Source organism: Exiguobacterium sp. s34 (genome assembly GCF_018617435.1).
Lineage (GTDB): Bacteria > Bacillota > Bacilli > Exiguobacteriales > Exiguobacteriaceae > Exiguobacterium > Exiguobacterium aestuarii.
In genome coordinates this window covers 151,674-173,860 of the sequence record NZ_JACSKE010000002.1, presented here as the reverse complement: position 1 = coordinate 173,860, position 22,187 = coordinate 151,674, and the positions used below count along the sequence as shown (strand labels likewise).

Below are 22,187 nucleotides of genomic sequence, written 5' to 3'. Positions count from 1 at the left end.
TAGTACAATAAGTTCAAATGGATAGAGGAGTGAGTGAAGTTGAAAGAAGTGTTTAGTTGGCTAAAGGCCATCGTTGTCGCTCTTGTCATCGCGTTCGTCATCCGGACGTTCATCTTCGTTCCTGTCATCGTTGAAGGGGAGTCGATGATGCCGACACTCCACAATGCGGATCGAATGATCGTCAGTAAAATTTCGAACTATGTTGGTGAGCTAGACCGAGGCGATATCGTCGTATTCCATGCGACAGAATCAAAAGACTATATTAAACGTGTCATCGCCATCCCAGGCGACACGCTCGAATATCGAGATGACGTGCTCTATATTAACGGTGAAGCGGTTGAAGAACCGTATTTAGACGAGTTCCGCGCACAGATGAACGGTTTCCCGTTGACGGAGAACTTCACGCTTGAACAAGTGACAGGCGAGTCAGTCGTTCCTGAAGACTCATACTTCGTCATGGGAGATAACCGTCAAAACTCGAAGGACAGTCGTGAAATCGGATTTGTGTCGAAAGAGGAGATTGTCGGCAAGACGAACTTCATCTTCTGGCCGCTCGACGATGTTGGCACGGTAGAAGATTAAGGTGGTGCTTTTTTGGCAATTCAATGGTTTCCTGGCCACATGGCCAAAGCAAGAAGACAAGTTACTGAAAAATTAAAATTGATTGATGTCGTCATCGAGCTCGTGGATGCACGTGTACCGCAATCGAGCCGCAACCCGATGGTCGACGAGATTACGGCTGGTAAGCCAAGACTCATCGTCTTGAACAAGGCAGACATGGCCGACCCGGCCGTGACGGATGCATGGTTACGCGCCTTGAAGAGTGAGGACGTTGAAGTCGTCGCAGTCGATGCGAAGCATAGCAAAGGCTTGAAACAGCTCATCACAGGTGCTCAAAAGTTGATGAAAGAAAAACATGACCGCATGCGTGAAAAGGGACGTAACCCTGGACCGATTCGTGCGCTCATCATCGGGATCCCGAACGTCGGGAAGTCGACACTCATCAACCGTCTTGCCGGGCGTAACATCGCCATCACAGGTGACCGACCAGGCGTGACGAAGCGTCAGCAGTGGATCAAGATGAAGGGCGGCGAGATGGAGCTCTTGGATACGCCAGGGATTCTCTGGCCGAAATTCGAGGACCAGCTCGTCGGGTATCGTCTAGCCGCGACAGGCGCGATTAAAGATGAGATTCTTAACTTGGACGATATCGCCTTGTATACGGTTCGTGAGTTGCATGCTCGTTATCCGGAACAATTAAAGGAACGATTCAAGCTCGAAACGTTACCTGAAGACGGCGTGGAGCTCCTTGAGATGATCGGGAAGAAGCGCGGTTTGATCAGTGGCGGTTATGTCGACTTTGAAAAGGCAAGCGAACTGCTTTTGAATGAACTACGACATGAGAAAATCGGACGGATCTCGCTCGAGACACCGGCTGACCATGAAATGGCGTAAAGCCCTGTGTAAACAGGGCTTTTTTGAATAGGAGGAAGACCGTGACGATTCAACAGATTAAACAACAACTAGAGGACATCCGATATGAAGAATGGGTACAACTCTTTCCCACCCTGTCACAAGACCCCCGAGCGGGCGTACAAACGTTGCTTAAGCAAAAACAGCGCCAATTCGAACGAGTTCAGGCGCAACGGGTCGATTTCGAACGTCGGATGGCGTATGAGCGTGAATGGAAGGCGGAAGGGTTCACTCGAATTGTCGGAGTGGATGAGGTCGGACGGGGCCCCCTCGCGGGACCCGTCGTGGCGGCCGCCGTTCTATTGCCGGAAGGGTTTTATATTGCAGGATTGGACGACTCGAAGAAAATGTCGAAAACGGCTAGAGACGCGGCGTATGATCTCATCATGGAAGTCGCGGAAGTCGGTGTCGGAATCGTCGAGCCTGCGGTAATCGATGACATCAATATCTATGAAGCGACGAAGCTTGCGATGATGGAGGCGATTCGTCAAGTCGGTGAGGTCGATGCCCTGTTGATCGACGCCATGAAACTCGATCTCGATCTTCCCCAACAGTCTCTAATCAAGGGGGACACGCTGAGCGTATCGATTGCAGCGGCGAGTGTCATCGCTAAAGTCGTCAGGGACCGGATGATGGAAGAATACGACCGTACGTATCCTGGCTACGGGTTTGCCAACAATGCTGGTTATGGGACGGAGGCACATTTAGAAGGCTTGAGACGTCACGGGGTGACGCCGATCCATCGTCGTACATTCGCCCCAATCAAGCACATGTGAAAGGAGTGGTAGCGTTGCGGATCGATCATCAAGGAGTCTTACCGTTCAAAGTGACCGAACAGACGTCGCGACCGCTTTTACTCGGGAATACAATTGTCGGGAAAGTGTTACAACTTCTGCCCGGAAATGAGGCGGTCATGCAGTTGCCGCAAGGAATCTTCCGGGTCGGCGTCAATGCGAACGTCAAAGAGAATGTGACGTATAAAATGGTCGTCACGGATGTCGAGCCGAAGCTTGTCTTGAAAGTCGTCCCACAAGCATCAGAATCACTTACAGCTGCCAAGTCGCCTCTCCAGGCGTTAGGCGAACAGCTCGCCCGTTTCATTCGGGAACCGATTCCGACACCAGAATCGGTCAAGACAGCCGGGAAAGCGATGCTAGAGAGCGGGGCGGGGTCTGATGTAAAGACGCTCGTCGGCGAACTGTTCAAAGCGAAAGGCGAGCCGAAATTCGAACAGTTTGTGCGAGCTCAGGAAGCGTTTAATGCGACCCAAAGTCCACCATTCGTCGCACAAGCATTTCACATACCGCAACTAGGTCCGTTCGAGCACGTTCAACTTCGTTTAGAAGCACCGAAGCGAGAGGCGATCGATTCCGACCATGCCCGCATCGTCTTGTTTCTCGAAACACCACGTTTTGGCGAAACAGGAATCGATGTATTGATCCAAAAACGGTACGTGTCCGTTCGGGTATTTAATGAGACTCACGATTTAAGTCCATACGTTCGTACATACGAACCGCTTCTAAAAGAAGGGTTGAAACGTGTCGATTTTGATTTGTCTTCATTTTCATACGAAGCAAAGCGTGAACGTGTACCCGAAACATTTGCGCCTCTTGGAAAGGTGGATCTCCAAATATGAACGATCCAAAGAAAGCAATCGCACTCTCTTATGAGCAATCGATGGATGCCCCGCACGTCGTGGCGAAAGGGACAGGCATCGTCGCTGAGCGGATGCTTGAGATTGCCCAGGCGAACGGAATCCCTGTTCATGAGGACCCGGCACTCCTTTCCTTACTCTCAGCCTTAAACATCGAAGAGCAGATTCCAGAGGACGTCTATCAGGTCATTGCCGAACTTTTTGTGTTTCTTTATCAGATGGAACAAGATAAAATTTGATTTGTCTAGGGTTATATGTGAAAAAAAGATGAAAACTTAAAGCAAGAACGATAGACAGCGCTTTCAGTTTTTCGTTACAATAGACGTGCCGATATTAAAGGGGACTAAGGGGGAAAAACATATGAATATCCATGAGTATCAGGCGAAAGAATTGTTAAGAGAGTTTGGGGTAGCCGTTCCGACGGGTTATCCAGCCTTTACTGTTGAAGAAGCTGTAGCAGCTGCTGCCAAGCTTGACGGTGATTTGAAAGTTGTGAAAGCACAAATCCACGCAGGTGGCCGCGGTAAAGCAGGTGGCGTCAAACTTGCGAAGACAGATGAAGAAGTGAAGCAATACGCTTCAGAGATTCTCGGGAAAACGCTCGTGACACACCAAACAGGTCCGGAAGGAAAAGTTGTCCAGCGTCTCTATATCGAAGAAGGTTCTGCGATTGACCAAGAATTTTACTTAGGACTCGTGCTTGACCGTTCGATCGGCCGAATTGTCATCATGGGTTCATCTGAAGGTGGTATGGACATCGAAGAAGTCGCTGAACATACACCTGAGAAGATTCATAAAGAGATTGTCGACCCGGTTGTGGGCTTGCGTCCATTCCAAGCACGTCGTCTCGCATTTAAAATGGAAGTCCCGACGAAACTTGTGAACAAGTTCAGTGACATGGTCATGAAGTTGTACAAAGTATACGTCGAGACAGATTGCACAATCGCAGAAATCAACCCACTCGTCACGACGAAAGACGGAAACGTCATCGCGCTTGATGCGAAGTTGAACTTCGATAGCAACGCACTCTATCGCCATTCAGACATCCTATCACTTCGCGATACGACGGAAGAAGATCCACGTGAAGTCGAGGCATCTAAACATGACCTCAGCTACATCGCGCTTGACGGAAACATCGGTTGTCTCGTCAACGGTGCTGGCCTTGCGATGGCGACGATGGATATCATCAAACATTACGGCGCTGAACCCGCTAACTTCCTCGATGTAGGCGGCGGTGCGACAAAAGAAAAAGTAACGGAAGCGTTCAAATTGATTTTGTCAGATGACCAAGTCAAAGGAATCTTCGTTAACATTTTCGGTGGAATCATGAAGTGTGACATCATCGCAGAGGGGATTGTCGCAGCGACGAAAGAAATCGGACTCGACTTACCACTCGTCGTTCGCTTAGAAGGAACGAACGTTGATGCCGGGAAGCGCATTCTCGATGAATCTGGACTTGCGATCACGACAGCTAGCTCGATGGCTGACGGTGCGGAAAAAATCGCAGCACTTGTTCGATAAGGGGGAAACGACATGAGTATTTGGGCGAATAAAGATACGAAAGTCATCATTCAAGGGATTACAGGGAAGCAAGGTTTGTTCCATGGTGAACAAATGCTTGCGTATAACACGAAATTAGTCGGTGGTGTCACACCAGGTAAGGGTGGCACGACGGTCCTCGACAACGTTCCAGTCTTCAACACGGTATCTGAGGCGGTCGAGGCGACGGGTGCGAACGCATCAATCATCTACGTACCACCAGCTTTCGCTGCCGACTCGATCATGGAAGCAGCGGACAGTGGCATCGAACTCATCATCTGTATTACAGAAGGCATTCCTGTAGTGGACATGATTCAAGTGAAACGCTATCTCGAAGACAAACCGGCTCGTTTGATCGGACCGAACTGTCCTGGAATCATCACGCCAGGAGAAGCAAAACTTGGAATCATGCCTGGCTATATTCATACGAAAGGGCATGTCGGAATCGTGTCACGTTCTGGAACGCTCACGTATGAAGCAGTTCATCAGTTGACGACGGCAGGAATCGGTCAATCGACAGCTGTCGGAATCGGTGGAGACCCAGTCAATGGAACAAACTTCATCGATACGCTTAAAGCGTTCAACGATGATGAGGACACGAAAGCTGTCATCATGATCGGGGAAATCGGTGGAACGGCTGAAGAAGAGGCGGCTGAATGGGTGAAAGCGAACATGACGAAACCGGTCATCGGCTTCATCGGCGGACAGACGGCTCCTGAAGGCAAACGTATGGGACACGCTGGCGCGATCATCTCAGGTGGTAAAGGGACAGCTGCTGAAAAAATCAAGACATTGAACGCGAATGGGATCGAAGTAGCTGAAACACCAGCTGTCATCGGTGAAACGTTGATTCGTGTCTTGAAAAAAGAAGGTCTATACGAAGCGTGTGTCACGGGTCAACCGACGACATAAGAATCATGAGGGATGCTTGCATCCCTCATTTTTTTAAAGGGGAGATTGTGATGAATCAAACAATAGCTCGGTTTGCTGCTGCGCGCATTCCTGTTGAATTCGTGCATCATTATTTGAACGGGACGTTAGACACACATCGCACTCAATTTTCTACACATGTTTGGAAGCGAGCCAGTTTGGCTCTTCGCTCAAGCGAATCGTATACTCATTTTGTCACATGGGAAGATGAGTCTTTCCCAAAGCGATTGCTCGAGATTCCAAACCCGCCATACTGTTTGTTTTACGATGGGGATTTAGAGGTACTACAAGAAAGAACGACCGCAATGGTCGGAAGTCGTGAGTTGAATCGGATCAGTCAATCGTTAGTGCGACACTATCACTCTTTAATAGAAGAAACTATTTCGGTTTCGGGCGGAGCGCTTGGCATTGATGGTCTCGTGCACGAGCATGCTTTAAATAAAAATTGTCCGACCGTGGCGGTGCTCGGAGCTGGACTGAACAACCTCTATCCAGCAGCGAATCGAAATATGCTCTTGCGAATTCCGAAGCAAGGAATTCTCTTGAGTGAATATGCCCCGAACACACCTGTTCAAAAATTTCAATTTTTGGAAAGAAATCGATTGGTGAGTGGTCTAGGTGATACACTCGTCGTCTTACAGGCGAGACGAAAGAGCGGGACGATGAACACGGTCGGACACGCGCTAGAGCAGGGAAAGACGGTCTTCGCGGTACCGGGTTCACCGCTTGATTCTCTAGCGGAAGGACCGAATCGATTGATTGAAGAAGGGGCGATTCCATTGACGAATTCCGATCAAATTATTCTAGATCTCAGGATTGTACGTTGACAAACCGGTGAGAACATGAATATTATGGTAGGGATTTAAATGACCTCTAAAAGGGGAGCAGATGTATGGCAAAATATTTGGTGATCGTTGAGTCACCTGCGAAAGCAAAAACAATTAAACGTTATTTAGGTCCGAATTATATGGTCAAAGCTTCGATGGGACACGTCATCGACTTACCGAAGAGTCAACTCGGTGTAGACGTCGAACATGACTTTGAACCGAAGTATATTACCATCCGTGGTAAAGGACCGGTATTAAAAGAATTGAAGACAGCGGCGAAAAAAGCCACAAAAATCTTTCTCGCGGCCGACCCCGACAGAGAAGGGGAAGCGATTGCCTGGCACTTGGCTCGCGCACTCGGCGTAGACGAAACGACGGAATGTCGCGTCGTCTTTAACGAGATTACAAAAGATGCGATTAAAGAATCATTCAAACATCCACGTAAAATCAATCATGACCTCGTCGACGCGCAACAAGCTCGACGTATTTTAGACCGCCTCGTCGGATACGGGATGAGTCCTCTATTATGGAAGAAAGTCAAAAAAGGATTGTCTGCCGGACGAGTACAATCAGTTGCCGTGAAGATGATTATTGACCGTGAACGTGAAATCAATGCGTTCGACCCAGAAGAGTATTGGACAATCAAGCTCGACTTGAATCACGATGGGGAAACGTTTGAGACTTCATTTTACGGAAAAGATGGGAAGAAAATGGAATTGAAGTCTGAAGAAGACGCTCAAGCCGTTCTTGACGCCATCAACGACGAATTTAAAGTCATCGACGTGACGAAGAAAGAACGAAAACGAAATGCTTCGTTGCCGTTCACGACAAGTTCGTTGCAACAGGATGCGGCACGTAAATTGAATTTCCGTGCGAAGAAGACGATGATGCTCGCCCAACAATTATATGAAGGGATTGACCTCGGTAAGAAAGAGGGGACGGTCGGTCTGATCACGTATATGCGTACAGACTCGACACGAATCTCGGACTTGGCGAAGGGAGAGGCGAAAGAGTACATCGAATCGACATTCGGTGAAGAATACGTCGCCTCACAGAAGCAAAAGGAAAAGAAAGCGGCAAACGCACAGGATGCGCACGAAGCGATTCGTCCGACTTCAGCACTCCGTGACCCTGCTTCTCTAAAACCTTATTTGTCTCGTGACCAGTTGCGCCTTTATAAATTGATTTGGGAGCGTTTGATCGCAAGTCAAATGGCGCCGGCAGTGCTCGACACTGTCAAAATCGACGTCGAATCGAACGGGATGATCTTCCGTGCGAATGGCTCGACCGTCAAATTCCCAGGTTTCATGAAAGTGTATATCGAATCGAAAGACGATGACATCGAAGATACGAATCAAGAGAAAGAGGGCTTGTTACCACCTCTTGAAGTCGAAGATACGGTCAGCTTCGAAGCGATTGAACCGAAACAACACTTCACGCAACCACCGCCACGTTATACAGAAGCACGACTCGTCCGAGCGATGGAAGAGCTCGGTATTGGTCGCCCGTCGACGTATGCGCCGACACTCGATACAATCCAACGCCGTGGTTATGTCGTCTTAGAAGAGAAGAAATTCCTTCCGACAGAGCTCGGTGAACTCGTGATTGAAATGATTGACGAATATTTCAATGACTTCATCACCGTTCAGTTCACGGCAGACATGGAGACGCTCCTTGACTCGATCGAGCATAAAGAAGTCGAGTGGACAGAAGTCGTGGCCCCGATTTATCGTTCATTCGAGAAGCGCTTAAAACGTGCAGAAGAAGAGATTGAGAAAATCGAAGTAAAAGATGAACCTGCAGGAATTGACTGTGAAGTATGTGGTTCGCCGATGGTCATCAAAATGGGACGATACGGTAAGTTCATGGCTTGCTCGAACTTCCCGAACTGTACGAACACGAAGCCAGTTCAAGTTGAGATTGGTGTACCTTGCCCAGACTGTAAGGACGGACAAATCGTGGAACGTCGAAGTAAAAAAGGTCGCCTCTTCTATGGATGCTCGAACTATCCAGAATGTGAGTTCGTCTCATGGGACAAACCAGTTGCGAAACCGTGCCCGGTGTGCGACAGTTTGATGGTTGAGAAGAAAATTAAAGACGGCGTGAAATATCAATGTACGAACTGTACCCATACCGAGGTACATCAGCAAGAGGAGGATTAATGTTGCAACAACGTGTAACTGTAATCGGGGCCGGATTGGCCGGCTCCGAAGCGGCTTGGCAACTCGCCAAGCGTGGCATTCAAGTAGATTTGTATGAAATGAGACCGGTACGTCAAACGCCGGCGCACCACACGGATCAATTCGCGGAGCTTGTTTGTTCGAACTCACTCCGTGCGAACGGTCTTCAAAACGCGGTCGGTGTTTTGAAAGAAGAGATGCGAACGCTTGACTCACTCATCTTGAAGGCGGCAGACACGGCAAGCGTCCCAGCTGGTGGCGCACTCGCTGTCGACCGTCATGAATTCGCTGGGTTCATCACCGAGAAACTGAAGAACCACGAGAACGTCACAGTGCATACTGAAGAACTAAAAGAAATTCCTGAAGGGATTGTCATCGTTGCGACAGGCCCACTGACATCTCCAGATTTGTCGGCATCGCTCAAAGCGTTCACAGGTGAAGATTATCTTTACTTTTACGATGCGGCCGCTCCGATTCTAGACGGAGATACGATCGATCGTGATAAAGTGTATTTGAAGTCGCGTTACGATAAAGGTGAAGCTGCTTACCTGAACTGTCCAATGACGGAAGAAGAGTTTGACGTGTTTTATGAGGAACTGGTCAAAGCAGAAGTCGTTCCACTGAAAGAGTTCGAAAAGGAGATTTACTTCGAAGGATGTATGCCGTTTGAAGTAATGGCCCAGCGTGGGAAGAAGACACTTCTCTTCGGACCGATGAAGCCGGTCGGTTTAGAAGATCCGAAGACAGGTAAACGTCCTTATGCGGTCGTACAGTTGCGTCAGGATAACTCGGCAGGAACGCTTTATAATCTTGTTGGTTTCCAGACGCATTTGAAATGGGGCGAGCAGAAACGTATCATCCGTCTCATTCCTGGACTTGAGAATGCAGATATCGTTCGTTATGGTGTCATGCACCGCAACACGTTCATCAATTCGCCGAGCTTGTTGAAACCGACGTATCAAGCACGCACGCGAGACACGCTCTTCTTCGCTGGTCAAATGACAGGCGTGGAAGGTTACGTGGAATCAGCGGCATCTGGATTGTTGGCAGGAATCAACGCAGCGAAGATGATTGCAGGAGAAGAGCTCGTCGTGTTACCACGTGAAACGATGCTCGGTTCAATGGCACACTACATCACGACAGCTGACGGCAAGCATTTCCAGCCGATGAATGCGAACTTTGGATTGGTCCCAACGTTAGAGGACGCTCCGAAGAAAATGAAAAAACAAGAACGGTATGAGCGTTACGCCAACCGAGCTTTAGAAACGATTCAGCAGTTTAAGGACCTTTGAACAAGAGAGCCATTTTTTGGCTCTTTTGTTTTGAAATAAAATTTCAATTGTGTATTTTGTTCCATACTTTGAAAATTTTCAGATTATTGAACGACTATCTATTGTCACCATACATTCTGTATGCTATGCTAATTTCGATTTGACGAGAACATGCGTTTTTACGTGTCATCGAGGAGGCGATAAAATGGGATTCTTAGAGGATCGACAATCATTTTTACGCTACTGCCAAATTGAACGTCGACTGTCTCCTCATACGAAACGCTCCTACGAGCAAACGCTCGACCAGTACGCCGCATATTGCCAATCGACGCATCAAGATCCCTACGATGCACAGACGGCGCGGCGTTATTTATATGTCCTTTATGAGAAACAATTGGCCGCATCTACGGTGTCTCAGAAAGTATCTTGCCTTAAACAGTTCGGGAAGTATATGGCAAGAGAGTACGGGGGAGAGCCCTTGTTTCATGACCTGACTTCACCGAAAAAGCGACAATCCTTGCCGACGTTCGCCGTCCCGACCGAGGTCGAACAATTATTAGAAGCGGCATCTGAGCAAGATGATCCTTTTTTACAGGCGAGAGACGTCGCCATCGTCGAAGTGTTGTATGGAACGGGCATCCGCGTCGCTGAGCTTTGTGGGATGAACCTTTCTTCCTTTGACGAAGTCTTAGCTTTCGTTCATGTGATGGGCAAAGGGAAGAAAGAACGGTACGTTCCGATTGGTCAATATGCCGTACAATCATTGAAACAGTACATCGAAATACGTAAAGACGTCGGACTCCCGACAGAAAACGCATTATTTTTGAGTCAAAAAGGGAATCGGATGACAACAGACCAAATTCGGTATGTCATGAAGCGCTTGAGAAAACAGAGTGGGGTACATAAGCCGTTGACCCCGCACTCGTTGCGACATAGTTTTGCAACGGACTTATTGGAGCGGGGAGCTGACTTGCGCGCTGTCCAAGAGTTGCTCGGTCATGAGTCGTTGTCCACGACCGGACGCTATACCCACGTATCGACAGAACGACTACGTTCGATTTATCAAGCGACACATCCAAGAAAGTAGGAGGTTACGATATGTTTCATGCAACAACGATTTTTGCAGTTCGACACAATGGCCAATGCGCGATGAGCGGAGATGGCCAAGTTACGTTCGGGAATGCCGTCATTATGAAAAACAAGGCGAAGAAAGTGAGACGCCTGTACGGTGGTAAAGTCGTTGCCGGTTTTGCAGGTAGCGTAGCCGATGCTTTCACATTGTTTGAGAAGTTTGAATCGAAACTTGAAATGTATAACGGTAACTTACCGCGTGCCGCGGTCGAGCTTGCTAAAGAGTGGCGCGGTGATAAAATGTTGCGACAGCTCGAGGCTCTATTGATTGTCATGGACGCGGAACATTTGTTGCTCGTCTCTGGGAATGGAGAAGTCATTGAGCCAGACGATGGCATCCTTGCAATCGGGTCAGGCGGGAACTATGCACTCGCGGCAGGACGCGCGCTCGTCCGCCATTCTGCTGAGAAGTCAGCAGAAGAGATCGCAAGAGCCGCTCTCGAAATTGCCGGTGAGCTTTGCGTGTATACGAATGATCAAGTCATTGTAGAAACGATCGGAGGCGTTGCTGAATGAATCGAGAGTTGACACCAAGACAAATCGTATCGGAACTAGACAAGTTCGTCATCGGACAAAAGGACGCCAAACGGGCTGTGTCGATTGCCTTACGTAACCGTTATCGTCGCCAGAAATTGAGTGCGGACCTTCGCGACGAAGTCACACCGAAAAACATTTTAATGATTGGTCCAACAGGGGTCGGGAAGACCGAAATCGCCCGCCGTTTAGCTAAGTTAGTCGGAGCACCATTCGTCAAAGTGGAAGCGACAAAGTTTACGGAAGTTGGTTACGTCGGTCGGGACGTGGAGTCAATGGTTCGAGATCTTGTCGAAGCGTCCGTTCGTCTCGTGAAAGAAGAGAAGAAAGAAGACGTCAAGGAGCCTGCAGAACGAGCAGCGACAGAGCGCTTGTTAGACGCCTTGCAAGGGAAAGCGAAAGCTGCACCGAGTGCTTCAAACCCGTTTGAGGCACTGTTCGGTGGACAGACCCAACAACCAGAATCGACAACCGATACGTCAAAAAATGATCGGGCACAACTTCGCCGTCTTCTTGAACTTGGTGAACTTGAAGAACGGGTCATTGAAGTCGAACTGGAAGAAAAGCAGACGATGGATTTGTTCCAAGGACAAGGGATGGAAGGGTTATCGAACCTTCAAGATATGCTCGGACAAATCGTTCCGAAGAAACGGAAGCAACGTAAGTTGACTGTCCGTGAAGCGAGACCGCTTCTCGTGGCGGAAGAAGCTGAAAATCTTCTAGATTTGAATGAAGTGCATGACGAAGCGGTTCAGCGCAGTGAACAGATGGGAATCATCTTCGTCGATGAAATCGATAAAATTGCGACGAAGTCACAAGACCATGCTGGTGTCTCTCGTGAAGGTGTGCAGCGCGATATCCTTCCGATTGTCGAAGGGTCTACGGTCGTTACGAAGTACGGACCTGTCAAAACGGATCACGTTCTCTTCATCGCAGCCGGTGCGTTCCATATGGCGAAGCCGTCTGATTTGATTCCGGAGTTGCAAGGTCGCTTCCCGATTCGCGTCGAATTGAATAGTTTGACGGAGGAAGACTTCGTCAAAATCTTAACTGAACCATCTCAGGCGTTGATCAAGCAATACACCGCATTATTAGAGTCGGAAGAAATAACGGTCCGATTCACGCATGAAGCGATTGAAGAAATTGCGAAAATTGCGACGCATGTCAATCGCGAGACCGATGACATCGGCGCACGTCGACTCTATACTATTATGGAGCGTGTGCTTGAAGATCTTTCATTTGAAGCGGCAGACATGCCACAAACAAGCGTGGAAATCACCCCCGCTTACGTACAAGCTAAAGTCGGGTCAATCGCAGATGACCGAGACCTCAGCCAATATATTTTATAAGATTCTGTATGCACATACAGGGAGGAAATAGACATTATGAACTTACTAGACAAAACTCGCCAATTAAACACGATGCTTCAACAAGAAGCGAGTGCGCACGTTGACTTTAAAGAAATGGCGGATAAAATGCGTGAAGTACTTGAATCCAATACGTTTATCGTAAGCCGTCGTGGTCGCCTACTCGGCTTTGCGATCAAACAACAGATTGAGAACGACCGCATGAAGGCATTCTTGGTGGACAGACAGTTCCCAGAACCGTATGCTTCTAACTTGTTTAATGTGAAAGAAACAACAGCGAATATCGATATTGATAGCGAATATACGGCGTTCCCTGTCGAGAACCACGATTTATTCCTAAACTCGAAGACGACGATTGTCCCAATCATCGGTGGTGGTGAGCGTCTAGGTACACTCGTGCTAGGTCGACTGGCAAACGAATTCACAGAAGATGACCTCGTCCTCGCAGAATATAGTGCAACGGTAGTTGGAATGGAAATTCTTCGTGAGAAGGCGGCAGAAGCAGAAACGTCAGCCCGTAAGAAGGCCGTCGTTCAAATGGCGATCAATTCACTATCGTATTCTGAGCTCGAAGCGATTGAACATATTTTCGAAGAGCTTGGTGGGAACGAAGGGTTGCTAGTTGCTTCCAAAATTGCCGACCGTGTGGGAATCACTCGTTCTGTCATTGTAAATGCACTGCGCAAATTAGAAAGTGCGGGCGTCATTGAATCACGTTCTTTAGGAATGAAAGGAACGTATATCAAGATATTAAATGACAACTTCTTGTTTGAGTTACAAAAACTGAAATCAAACTGAAATACAACTTTCGATGTGCATTTTCCATTGAAAACACTTTAATTTGGGACTTTGTTCCTAAAAAACCGCTTTCCTCTTAGAGGGAGCGGTTTTTTTTAGTACAAAAGTAATCATTTTCAGGATTTGTCGTTAATTCGACAAAAAGATGCGAACCCATTTACCTATGTTTTAAAAAATATCTTTCAGAACTGTTACAGATTTGTTTCAATGAAATAGTGGAATTTCCAAATCAGGTATATATCAGTAGTTACCATATGAAAGTGAGTGAGCACCATGAATTGGATTGGTAGTGACTATCAATTATTGAAACAAGCCATCAATCATTCAGTCCTCAATCAGAAAGTAATTAGTCATAATCTTTCGAATATCGATACCCCAAACTTCAAAGCGAAGCAAGCCGTATTTGAACAGACGCTTCAAAGTGAGATGCGTCTCAAACTCCAAGGCGGACGTCCGAGTGATTCGACGCAGTCTACTGTCGTCGATCGAGCTGGTGGGGCGATGCGAAGTGATGGCAACAACGTCGACTTAGATTATGAGATGAGTGAACTGGCCCGTAATCAACTCCAGTACGAGGCGATGATGGAACAATTAAATCGTAGACTCGGCGGATTAAAATCAGTCATTCGAGGAGGTCGTTAATCGATGGGGATGTTTGATAGTTTTCATATTTCAGCTACAGCGTTAACGTCTCAACGTTTACGAATGGATACCGTTTCAGCAAACATCGCCAATGCCCAGACGACGAGAGGGAAACTTGTCGATGGAGAATGGCAACCGTATACGAGAAAGATGACAGTGTTACAGGAAGCACCTTTCCGAAAGCAGCTAAATGCAGTCAATGGTGGAGTGCAAGTGGCTCAAATCATCGAGGACGATGCTCCTTATAAACTTGCCTACAATCCGAGTCATCCCGATGCGGACGAGCGTGGGTATGTCCAAATGCCGAACGTTGACTTACTAAAAGAAATGGTCGACCTGATGGGCGCGACCCGTTCTTATGAAGCAAACATTGCCGCGATGAATGCATCAAAAGCGATGCTCGTCAAAGCGATGGAGATTGGAAAAGGATAAGGAGTGACGAAGGATGCAAATTAACCCAATTCAATTGATGAGCCCAGAGATCACACAGTCAATGAAGAAAACGAACCCATCTCAATTTGGGTCATATTTGAATGAAGCGATGAATGCGTTGAACGAAACACAACAAGCGACAAGTCAAGCCCGAAAAGATTTGGCTGTCGGAAAAGCTGACCTTCATCAAGTCATGATTCAAAGTGAAGAGTCGTCGATTGCGATGCAACTTGCCATCGAGGTGAGGAACAAGGCCGTTGAAGCCTATCAAGAAATGATGCGAATGCAAGTTTAATTGTAGAGGATGACAAGTTGCGATGAATGAACAATTAAAAGAACGATTCAAATCGATGACCGATGCGCTGAAATCGATGCCGGCGAAGCGGAAACTCGTATGGGGAATCTCCATTGCGATCATATTGATCGCAGCACTCGTACTCACATTCTTCCTATCTAGACCGAACATGGCTCCTCTATACACGAACCTATCTGCACAAGAAGCGGGTGAAGTGACAGAGAAGCTGACTGCGGACGGTGTGAAGTCGGAAATTAAAGCTACTTCGAACGGGGTCAGTGTATATGTTCCGAATGAAATGGTCGACCAGTTGAAAGTTAGCCTTGCGGCAGCCGGGATCCCGAAATCTGGGTCAATCGACTACAGTTTCTTTAGTGAAAATGCCGGTTTCGGAACGACGGACCGTGAAATGGCGGTCATCGAACGAAGTGCGATGCAGACGGAACTTGAGCGACTCATCACCCAAATTGAAGGAATCAATCAAGCGAAAGTCATTATTTCGCTTCCTGAGAAGTCCGTCTTCTTAGCGGAAGATCAAGGAGAGCCGACAGCTTCGATTGTGTTAAATATCGGGGCCGGAACCAATTTAGAACCGAACACGGTCAAAGGTCTCTATCATTTGATTAGTAAAAGTGTTCCAAACTTGAAGCCTGAAAACATCTCGATCATGGACCAATACTTCACGTATTATGACCTCGATCAGACAGTCGTAGCAGGAGGATCTTCTTCTGATCCGTTGGCACTGAAGCGTCAAGTTGAAAAAGATGTCCGTCAACAAATTCAACAGATGTTATCTGTCCTTCTCGGAGAGCGGAGCGTCCTCGTCTCTGTCACAGCAGATATCGATACGACCCAGACGGCCGAAGAGCAAAACCTCGTCACGCCAGTCAACGAGGAAAACATGGAAGGCATCGTAACGTCGGCTGAACGAATCGCCGAGGCTTACACGGGTGGTACGGGGACGGCGACAGAAGCGACCGGAACCGGTGAAAATGACACGATCAACTTCCCTGCTGCTACAGGGGATAGCACAGAAGAAAGTGAAAAAAACCATGAAATCATCAACTATGAAGTAAATCGCATCACGAAACAAATTCAAAATGCACCGTATACGATTCGCGACCTTGGGGTGCAATTGATTGTTGAACCACCAGATGGTGCAACGAGCATTGACCCACAGCTCGAAGGGGATCTCGAGACGATGATGTATTCGATCATTCGGACATCATTAGCGAAGACGGATGAAGCGATTACAGATGCGGAGCTTGAACAAAAAGTTGTCGTTGTATCGCGACCATTCGCTGAAGCAGAAGAAGTGGCAACAACGGAGCAACCTACCCCATGGTGGATGTACGCCTCAGCAGCTGGAGCGGTCGTTTTGCTTGCCCTCATCTTCTTCGCCATGCGTAGACGTAAACAAGAAGTGGTCGAAGAAACGAACGAGTGGGAAGTTCCATATGAAGATGAAGTACCTGACCTAGACCTCGAAGAACGAGGCGAAGGGGCTGTGAAGAAGAAACAGTTAGAAAAATTAGCTGAAAGTAATCCAGAAGAGTTTGCTAAACTGCTTCGTACTTGGATGTCTGAGGAGTGAGTAACGTGAACTATGCCAAACAATCGAATCGAGAAAAAGCAGCGATGCTCATGATCTCGTTAGGTCCAGAAGTGGCAGCGAATGTTTATAAACATCTTTCGGAAGAAGAGATGGAGCAGTTAACGCTTCAAATCTCTGCACTCAAAAAAGTGTCCCCAGAAGAGAAAGAGAGCATTCTTGGTGAGTTCCACGAACTCGCAATGGCTCAAAGCTATATTACCCAGGGTGGAATCGGGTTCGCCAAAACAGTTCTTGAAAAAGCAGTCGGTGAGGATAAAGCGATGGCATTGATTCATCGTTTGACGTCGACGTTACAAGTTCGACCGTTCGAATTTGCACGAAAAGCCGATCCGAAACAGTTACTGAACTTTATTCAGAATGAACATCCACAGACGATTGCACTCATATTGGCACATTTGGAGCCAGTCAAGTCTGGTCAAATCTTATCCGAGCTCCCTCCTGAAATTCAATCGGAAGTTGCGAAACGGATTGCGACGATGGACCGACTCAATCCAGATGTCATTCATGAAGTTGAACAAATCCTTGAAAAGAATCTCTCGCAGACAGATATGCAGGATTATGCTCAATCGGGTGGTATCGAGGCAGTCGTCGAAGTATTGAATGGTGTCGATCGGACGACGGAACGTACAATTCTCGATGCACTTGAAATCGAGGACCCGGAACTAGCAGAAGAAATCAAGAAGCGGATGTTTGTCTTCGAAGATATCGTCACACTCGATTCTCGGGCAATTCAGCGGATCATTCGAGAAGTGGCGAACGACGACTTGTTGCTAGCGCTCAAAGTGTCGTCGGAAGAAGTAAAACAAATTATCTTCAAAAATATGTCTCAACGGATGGTCGAAACGTTCAAAGAAGACATGGAATTTATGGGACCTGTTCGATTGCGTGATGTTGAAGAGGCACAAAGTCGAATCGTTGGAATTATTCGTCGCCTAGAGGATGTTGGTGAAATCGTAATCAGTCGAGGTGGAGGAGATGACATCGTTGTCTAATGTGATCAAACGTCAACGCGCGACATCGCATATTCCTCAACGGATTGAATCGAAACGATTGGAATCATCCATCCCTGATTCAACTGAGAGCATCGACCATCATCAAGTGATCGAGTCGCGTTATGAGAAGTTAAGACAAGACGAAGATGCGTTCCAGCAGTTTCAGTTAACCGAAATGGAGAGACTAGAACACTTAAAGCAAGAAGCGTTTGAACAGGCACGTTCGGAAGGTTATGAAGCAGGTCTCCTTCAAGGAAGACAAGACGGATATGCAGAGTTTGAGGACATTACGACGCGTTTGAACTCTGTTTCCACCGAACTCGAACAACTGTTTCAGGAAAAATGGAAACAGGCGGAAGTTTCACTCATTGACTTAGCGATTGCAGTAAGTGCGCATGTGACGACGGACCTTGTCCGAAAAGACGAGGCGTTGTTTGCGGCGATGATCCAAGAACAGATGGCTCAACTCATCGATGCGGAAGCATTGACGATTTACGTTCATCCGACTCGGCTTGCTTCAATCCAACGATTTGAATCGATGTGGCGCGATGAAGAGACGCCACCATTAAAATATCGTGGAGATAGTTCTTTAGATGAAACGTCTGTGCGGATTGAGTCACCACATCGAGGAAATGAAATCGATCTTTCGTATAGCTTCGAGAGAATCCAAGCCAAAATCGAGGAGGTTTTAGCGGATGGCGCTTATTGAGCAGGTCATCAATACGATCAAACAGTCTACGGATGGCGAGTTTACTCGCAAAATCGGTCGAGTGTGTCGGGTCGTAGGATTGATGATTGAGTCAAATGGACCGAGTGCATTTGTCGGGGAGCGATGTTTCATCATGCTCCCTTCAAATGAGACGGTCGAAGCGGAAGTGGTGGGCTTTAATGAAGAGCGCGTCCTTCTTATGCCATACGGTGAAACAACGCAGATTGCACCTGGTTGTTTAGTGAAAGGTACCGGGAAGATGCTCCAAGTCCCTGTTGGTGAGGAACTGATTGGACAAGTGCTCGACGGTCTGGGGCGTCCGCTTTCGGGAGACCGACTCGTAACTGGTAAGCGGTATGACGTCCAGCGAAAACCGCCTAACCCTTTGAATCGTCCCCGGATTTTAGATGCCTTGTCGACTGGCGTTCGTATGATCGATGGGTTGCTGACTGTTGGGAAAGGGCAACGTGTCGGACTATTTGCTGGTTCTGGGGTAGGGAAATCCACGTTACTCGGGATGATTGCCAAGCGCTCTTCGGCAGATATTAACGTCATCGCCTTAATCGGAGAACGTGGTCGAGAAGTAAAAGAATTCATTGAAAAAGAGCTCGGCCCAGAAGGCATGGCCCGGTCTGTCGTCATTGTAGCGACGAGTGACCAACCTCCCCTCGTCCGATTGAAAGGTGCTTACACCGCAACCGCAATCGCCGAGTACTTTCGAGACCAAGGTAAAGAAGTGGTGCTCATGATGGACTCGGTGACACGATTTGCGATGGCTCAACGTGAAATCGGGCTCGCGACTGGTGAACCACCGACATCGAAAGGGTACACACCTTCTGTCTTTGCGATGCTCCCTCAATTATTAGAACGAAGCGGTACGGCAGCAACCGGATCGATTACAGCGTTCTATACAGTACTCGTTGATGGTGACGATATGAACGAACCGATTGCCGATGCGGTGCGTGGGATATTAGACGGACACTTCGTTATGGACCGAGCGCTTGCAAACCGTGGACAGTTTCCCGCCATCCACGTGTTGAAGTCAATCAGTCGTGTCATGAACCAAATCGCTTCTCCAACACATCGTGAAGCAGCACAAACGTTTCGTAGTTGGCTAGCGACTTATATCGATGCCGAGGATTTGATTAACATCGGCGCATATAAAAAAGGTTCGAACCCAGCGATTGATACGGCAATCGAGAAATATCCATACTTACTGACATTTTTAAAGCAATCGATTGATGAAGATGCTGCATTCCAACAAACGATGGCTCATTTGTCAGACATCGCGCGAGGTGAATCATGAACAGACTCATTCTAGAACGAATCATGCCAATTGCTGAACATGAGAAAGAAGATGCCGCTACTGAAGTAAGAGGGTTGAAAGCAAAACTCGAAACGGAGATGGAAGCGTTGTATGATCTTCTCCTCATGTATGAATCGTTGATTAAACATCAAGATGAACAGCAAGGACGTATTGATTTACTCATGTCTCAGTATCGAGAAAAGACGCGTGAGCAAGTAAAACGTCAAATCGAAACACAACAGCTCGTCGTTCAACAAGCGCGCAATCGTTATCACGCATCACAAGAACGCTTGCTCGGAAAAGTAGTGGAAGAAAAGAAATATGTGACACTTCATGAAAAGGTCAGTTTAGAAGAGATGACAGCGGCAAAACTCACAGAGCAATTAATGATGGACGAACTCGCTGTGATTCATCATGGGAAAGGGAAGTAGCATGGCAAAAGAGAACAATAAACGAGGCAAACAAATGATTGTGGCGTTAGTCCTCATCCCAGCAATCTTCATCTTGGTTGGCGGAATGGTCGTCATGAACTACGCGATGGACCGTCCACTTTTATCCGTACCATTCCTACCAGTTAGTGAGGATGGAAAGACAGCAGAAACACCGAAGACATCTGAGACGAAAGTAAACGTGACAGGGATCGACAGTGACGCCACGAACCGGTTGAAAGCAGCAAACAGTGAGATTGAAAAACTTCGAAATGAAAATGTGGAACTGACGAATGAAGTGAAAGCGCGACAAGAAGAAATCACCGATTTAATTCGGGAACGTGACCGACTCGTCTCCGAGCTAGCGGCAGCCACAACAGAAAAAGAAACCACTTCTGACATTGTCAGTGTGTATGAAGAGATGTCCGCCAAACAAGCGGCGGCCATTATGGGGGAACTAGAGAGTCCACAGGTGGCGGAATTGCTTAAAGAATTATCACCAAAGCAACAGGCGGATATTTTAGGGCGGATGAATGCGCAGCAGGCTGCGGTTGTGACGCAGCTTCTCCAGTGAACATGGGAAAGGAGGACACACATTGAATATCGCATTATTATCACAAGCGATTCAAGGTTCGATGGCACGTACCGAAGCGACAGATGGGAATTCACAAGGAACGGGCGGCTTTTTAAGTCTCCTCTCGGCGATGCTCGCACCAATGCAAGGATCCGGAGAGCAGACAGCGCTTCCTCAACTTGAAGAAGGTGTGCTCCCTGAAGAGTTAGTCGACTTTGAAAAAGTGGCACAGGAACTCGAAACGTGGTTTCAAAAACCTGACACATTGAATTGGCTAAAATCACTTCCGCAAGATGCGTATCGGACGTTTATGGATGCATATGTAGGTGTACTCGGACAATTGTCTACGTCATCTGGAAATGTTGATTCAGCGCTCCCAATCGTTGCTCAGGCGGTCGCAACAAGTAGTGACATCGTGCAAAAGACGGATTTGTCTGCAAAAACAGGGTTGACACAGACTGTGCCAAATCAAGAACTTGGGAAGCACGTTCAAACGATTCAACGGGTGGTCACACAGTTTAATGGACCAGCCGGCAATATGAAGGAAATTCCCGTTCTACCACAAGTTGAAACCGTGAAAGTGGCGAAAGCGCTCCCTCAGGCAAGTGGTGTTGACTGGTTACCGAAAGGATTAAACTGGTCGCGACCACAAATTGATGTAGAAACCGTCATGTACGCCTCAAAAGGTTCCTTACCTGAAAACTTACAGGCGAGAATTGAGTCCGCGCTTCAAAAAGCACCGTTTTCGAGCGGAGCGGACGGTTCGAAAGTGTTTACGGTACGTCTATATCCAGAACAACTCGGTGAGCTCGTCGTCAAGCTTGAACGACATAACGGGGAACTCGTCGTCAAATTGTTCGCAAGCACTCAAGAGGCGAAACAATTGCTTCAGTCACAAGTTCAGCAGTTGCAACAAACGTTAACGCCCCACTCCCAAAACGTTCGGGTCGAGGTCAACTTGACACAACAAGCACTCGACACGAAGTCGGCGTTGCCAGATGGCTCCGAGCAACCGGAACAGGAGCAATCGCAGGAACAACCAAAAGGAGGGTCTGAGGATGACGAGCATCCAACCGAAGACGAATGATTTTACACTGCCAGACCAGTCACTTCCAAAAGCGACAAATCAATATGACAAAGACATGTTTATGAAGTTGCTGCTCGCTCAAATTGCGAACCAGGACCCAATGTCGCCGATGGAAGACCGTGAGTTCATCGCTCAGATGGCTCAATTCTCTTCACTTGAACAGATGCAAACGATTTCGAAGCAACTCGACTCTGTGCTGGTCGACCGCCATATGGCTTCGATTTCCGAATTTAGCAGCATGATTGGTAAAACGATTGACTACAGTTCGGAATCGAGTGAAGAAACGACGAAAGGCTCGGGTCGTGTCGTCTCGATTTCTCGATCTGATTTAACTGGATACATGGCCGATCTTGAAGACGGCACATCGGTCAGCGTGTACGACATCACTTCCATCAAATAAGTA

The 22,187-nt window shown here is 47.7% G+C and carries 25 protein-coding genes; all 25 read left to right on the top strand.

Annotated features, from left to right (window positions below; genetic code table 11):
• Window positions 1-39 precede the first annotated feature (39 nt).
• The 25 genes from lepB to KNO87_RS04410 all read left to right on the top strand — a co-directional run bounded on the left by lepB (window position 40) and on the right by KNO87_RS04410 (window position 22,184).
• The gene (lepB, locus tag KNO87_RS04530; protein WP_074034770.1) at window positions 40-582 is read left to right on the top strand and encodes a signal peptidase I; all 543 of its coding nucleotides are present in this window, start codon (window positions 40-42) and stop codon (window positions 580-582) included.
• 12 nt (window positions 583-594) lie between these two features.
• Complete coding sequence (gene ylqF, locus KNO87_RS04525; protein WP_214788862.1) at window positions 595-1,455, top strand: ribosome biogenesis GTPase YlqF; 861 nt, start codon at window positions 595-597, stop codon at window positions 1,453-1,455.
• Between the two features lie 41 nt (window positions 1,456-1,496).
• Window positions 1,497-2,249, top strand: coding sequence for a ribonuclease HII (locus KNO87_RS04520; protein WP_214794113.1), 753 nt, complete (start codon window positions 1,497-1,499; stop codon window positions 2,247-2,249).
• Between the two features lie 14 nt (window positions 2,250-2,263).
• Window positions 2,264-3,109, top strand: a complete 846-nt coding sequence (locus KNO87_RS04515) for a hypothetical protein (RefSeq protein ID WP_214788856.1) — start codon at window positions 2,264-2,266, stop codon at window positions 3,107-3,109.
• The gene (locus KNO87_RS04510) at window positions 3,106-3,366 is read left to right on the top strand and encodes an EscU/YscU/HrcU family type III secretion system export apparatus switch protein (protein ID WP_074034763.1); all 261 of its coding nucleotides are present in this window, start codon (window positions 3,106-3,108) and stop codon (window positions 3,364-3,366) included. The genes KNO87_RS04515 and KNO87_RS04510 overlap by 4 nt, the downstream gene beginning before the upstream one ends.
• Before the next feature lie 121 nt (window positions 3,367-3,487).
• Window positions 3,488-4,648, top strand: coding sequence for an ADP-forming succinate--CoA ligase subunit beta (gene sucC, locus KNO87_RS04505; RefSeq protein ID WP_214788853.1), 1,161 nt, complete (start codon window positions 3,488-3,490; stop codon window positions 4,646-4,648).
• 12 nt (window positions 4,649-4,660) lie between these two features.
• Window positions 4,661-5,578, top strand: a complete 918-nt coding sequence (gene sucD, locus KNO87_RS04500; RefSeq protein ID WP_214788850.1) for a succinate--CoA ligase subunit alpha — start codon at window positions 4,661-4,663, stop codon at window positions 5,576-5,578.
• A 50-nt stretch (window positions 5,579-5,628) separates the two neighbouring features.
• On the top strand, window positions 5,629-6,423 hold the full coding sequence (gene dprA, locus KNO87_RS04495; protein ID WP_214794110.1) for a DNA-processing protein DprA: 795 nt from the start codon (window positions 5,629-5,631) through the stop codon (window positions 6,421-6,423).
• A gap of 65 nt (window positions 6,424-6,488) precedes the next feature.
• A complete protein-coding gene (topA, locus tag KNO87_RS04490; RefSeq protein ID WP_214788844.1) occupies window positions 6,489-8,585 on the top strand; it encodes a type I DNA topoisomerase in 2,097 nt (698 codons plus the stop codon).
• Complete coding sequence (trmFO, locus tag KNO87_RS04485; protein ID WP_214794107.1) at window positions 8,585-9,895, top strand: FADH(2)-oxidizing methylenetetrahydrofolate--tRNA-(uracil(54)-C(5))-methyltransferase TrmFO; 1,311 nt, start codon at window positions 8,585-8,587, stop codon at window positions 9,893-9,895. The genes topA and trmFO overlap by 1 nt, the downstream gene beginning before the upstream one ends.
• A 184-nt stretch (window positions 9,896-10,079) precedes the next feature.
• Window positions 10,080-10,961 (top strand): tyrosine-type recombinase/integrase, encoded by an 882-nt coding sequence (locus tag KNO87_RS04480; RefSeq protein WP_214794104.1) that lies wholly within the window; start codon window positions 10,080-10,082, stop codon window positions 10,959-10,961.
• 11 nt (window positions 10,962-10,972) lie between these two features.
• Window positions 10,973-11,521, top strand: coding sequence for an ATP-dependent protease subunit HslV (gene hslV, locus KNO87_RS04475; protein WP_214788835.1), 549 nt, complete (start codon window positions 10,973-10,975; stop codon window positions 11,519-11,521).
• Complete coding sequence (gene hslU / locus KNO87_RS04470) at window positions 11,518-12,888, top strand: ATP-dependent protease ATPase subunit HslU (RefSeq protein ID WP_214788832.1); 1,371 nt, start codon at window positions 11,518-11,520, stop codon at window positions 12,886-12,888. The genes hslV and hslU overlap by 4 nt, the downstream gene beginning before the upstream one ends.
• Window positions 12,889-12,924: 36 nt before the next feature.
• The gene (codY, locus tag KNO87_RS04465) at window positions 12,925-13,704 is read left to right on the top strand and encodes a GTP-sensing pleiotropic transcriptional regulator CodY (RefSeq protein ID WP_214691812.1); all 780 of its coding nucleotides are present in this window, start codon (window positions 12,925-12,927) and stop codon (window positions 13,702-13,704) included.
• 273 nt (window positions 13,705-13,977) lie between these two features.
• On the top strand, window positions 13,978-14,346 hold the full coding sequence (gene flgB, locus KNO87_RS04460) for a flagellar basal body rod protein FlgB (protein ID WP_214794100.1): 369 nt from the start codon (window positions 13,978-13,980) through the stop codon (window positions 14,344-14,346).
• A 3-nt stretch (window positions 14,347-14,349) separates the two neighbouring features.
• Window positions 14,350-14,778 (top strand): flagellar basal body rod protein FlgC, encoded by a 429-nt coding sequence (flgC, locus tag KNO87_RS04455; RefSeq protein WP_074034731.1) that lies wholly within the window; start codon window positions 14,350-14,352, stop codon window positions 14,776-14,778.
• A 13-nt stretch (window positions 14,779-14,791) separates the two neighbouring features.
• Window positions 14,792-15,073, top strand: coding sequence for a flagellar hook-basal body complex protein FliE (gene fliE, locus KNO87_RS04450; protein ID WP_214794097.1), 282 nt, complete (start codon window positions 14,792-14,794; stop codon window positions 15,071-15,073).
• A 22-nt stretch (window positions 15,074-15,095) separates the two neighbouring features.
• Window positions 15,096-16,667 (top strand): flagellar basal-body MS-ring/collar protein FliF, encoded by a 1,572-nt coding sequence (gene fliF / locus KNO87_RS04445; RefSeq protein ID WP_214794094.1) that lies wholly within the window; start codon window positions 15,096-15,098, stop codon window positions 16,665-16,667.
• A gap of 5 nt (window positions 16,668-16,672) precedes the next feature.
• The gene (gene fliG / locus KNO87_RS04440) at window positions 16,673-17,680 is read left to right on the top strand and encodes a flagellar motor switch protein FliG (protein WP_031421657.1); all 1,008 of its coding nucleotides are present in this window, start codon (window positions 16,673-16,675) and stop codon (window positions 17,678-17,680) included.
• Window positions 17,664-18,389 carry a FliH/SctL family protein gene (locus KNO87_RS04435; RefSeq protein WP_214794091.1) on the top strand — a complete coding sequence of 242 codons (726 nt, stop codon included), beginning with the start codon at window positions 17,664-17,666 and terminating at the stop codon, window positions 18,387-18,389. Before fliG ends, KNO87_RS04435 begins: the two co-directional genes overlap by 17 nt.
• The gene (gene fliI / locus KNO87_RS04430; RefSeq protein ID WP_214794088.1) at window positions 18,376-19,695 is read left to right on the top strand and encodes a flagellar protein export ATPase FliI; all 1,320 of its coding nucleotides are present in this window, start codon (window positions 18,376-18,378) and stop codon (window positions 19,693-19,695) included. Before KNO87_RS04435 ends, fliI begins: the two co-directional genes overlap by 14 nt.
• Window positions 19,692-20,126: a flagellar FliJ family protein gene (locus KNO87_RS04425; RefSeq protein ID WP_214788810.1), complete on the top strand. Its 435-nt coding sequence runs from the start codon at window positions 19,692-19,694 to the stop codon at window positions 20,124-20,126. The genes fliI and KNO87_RS04425 overlap by 4 nt, the downstream gene beginning before the upstream one ends.
• A 1-nt stretch (window position 20,127) precedes the next feature.
• The gene (locus KNO87_RS04420; RefSeq protein WP_214794085.1) at window positions 20,128-20,697 is read left to right on the top strand and encodes a MotE family protein; all 570 of its coding nucleotides are present in this window, start codon (window positions 20,128-20,130) and stop codon (window positions 20,695-20,697) included.
• Window positions 20,698-20,719: 22 nt separating this feature from the next.
• Window positions 20,720-21,784: a flagellar hook-length control protein FliK gene (locus KNO87_RS04415; protein ID WP_214794082.1), complete on the top strand. Its 1,065-nt coding sequence runs from the start codon at window positions 20,720-20,722 to the stop codon at window positions 21,782-21,784.
• Complete coding sequence (locus KNO87_RS04410; protein ID WP_214691822.1) at window positions 21,756-22,184, top strand: flagellar hook capping FlgD N-terminal domain-containing protein; 429 nt, start codon at window positions 21,756-21,758, stop codon at window positions 22,182-22,184. The genes KNO87_RS04415 and KNO87_RS04410 overlap by 29 nt, the downstream gene beginning before the upstream one ends.
• Window positions 22,185-22,187: the final 3 nt, after the last annotated feature.

Excerpts from the sequence above, each read along its gene's own strand:
- KNO87_RS04510 (WP_074034763.1), top strand. The coding sequence starts at position 3,106 with ATGAACGATCCAAAGAAAGCAATCGCACTCTCTTATGAGCAATCGATG.
- sucC (WP_214788853.1), top strand. The coding sequence starts at position 3,488 with ATGAATATCCATGAGTATCAGGCGAAAGAATTGTTAAGAGAGTTTGGG.
- sucD (WP_214788850.1), top strand. The coding sequence starts at position 4,661 with ATGAGTATTTGGGCGAATAAAGATACGAAAGTCATCATTCAAGGGATT.
- dprA (WP_214794110.1), top strand. The coding sequence starts at position 5,629 with ATGAATCAAACAATAGCTCGGTTTGCTGCTGCGCGCATTCCTGTTGAA.
- topA (WP_214788844.1), top strand. The coding sequence starts at position 6,489 with ATGGCAAAATATTTGGTGATCGTTGAGTCACCTGCGAAAGCAAAAACA.
- trmFO (WP_214794107.1), top strand. The coding sequence starts at position 8,585 with ATGTTGCAACAACGTGTAACTGTAATCGGGGCCGGATTGGCCGGCTCC.
- KNO87_RS04480 (WP_214794104.1), top strand. The coding sequence starts at position 10,080 with ATGGGATTCTTAGAGGATCGACAATCATTTTTACGCTACTGCCAAATT.
- hslV (WP_214788835.1), top strand. The coding sequence starts at position 10,973 with ATGTTTCATGCAACAACGATTTTTGCAGTTCGACACAATGGCCAATGC.
- hslU (WP_214788832.1), top strand. The coding sequence starts at position 11,518 with ATGAATCGAGAGTTGACACCAAGACAAATCGTATCGGAACTAGACAAG.
- codY (WP_214691812.1), top strand. The coding sequence starts at position 12,925 with ATGAACTTACTAGACAAAACTCGCCAATTAAACACGATGCTTCAACAA.
- flgB (WP_214794100.1), top strand. The coding sequence starts at position 13,978 with ATGAATTGGATTGGTAGTGACTATCAATTATTGAAACAAGCCATCAAT.
- flgC (WP_074034731.1), top strand. The coding sequence starts at position 14,350 with ATGGGGATGTTTGATAGTTTTCATATTTCAGCTACAGCGTTAACGTCT.
- fliE (WP_214794097.1), top strand. The coding sequence starts at position 14,792 with ATGCAAATTAACCCAATTCAATTGATGAGCCCAGAGATCACACAGTCA.
- fliF (WP_214794094.1), top strand. The coding sequence starts at position 15,096 with ATGAATGAACAATTAAAAGAACGATTCAAATCGATGACCGATGCGCTG.
- KNO87_RS04435 (WP_214794091.1), top strand. The coding sequence starts at position 17,664 with ATGACATCGTTGTCTAATGTGATCAAACGTCAACGCGCGACATCGCAT.
- fliI (WP_214794088.1), top strand. The coding sequence starts at position 18,376 with ATGGCGCTTATTGAGCAGGTCATCAATACGATCAAACAGTCTACGGAT.
- KNO87_RS04425 (WP_214788810.1), top strand. The coding sequence starts at position 19,692 with ATGAACAGACTCATTCTAGAACGAATCATGCCAATTGCTGAACATGAG.
- KNO87_RS04420 (WP_214794085.1), top strand. The coding sequence starts at position 20,128 with ATGGCAAAAGAGAACAATAAACGAGGCAAACAAATGATTGTGGCGTTA.
- KNO87_RS04410 (WP_214691822.1), top strand. The coding sequence starts at position 21,756 with ATGACGAGCATCCAACCGAAGACGAATGATTTTACACTGCCAGACCAG.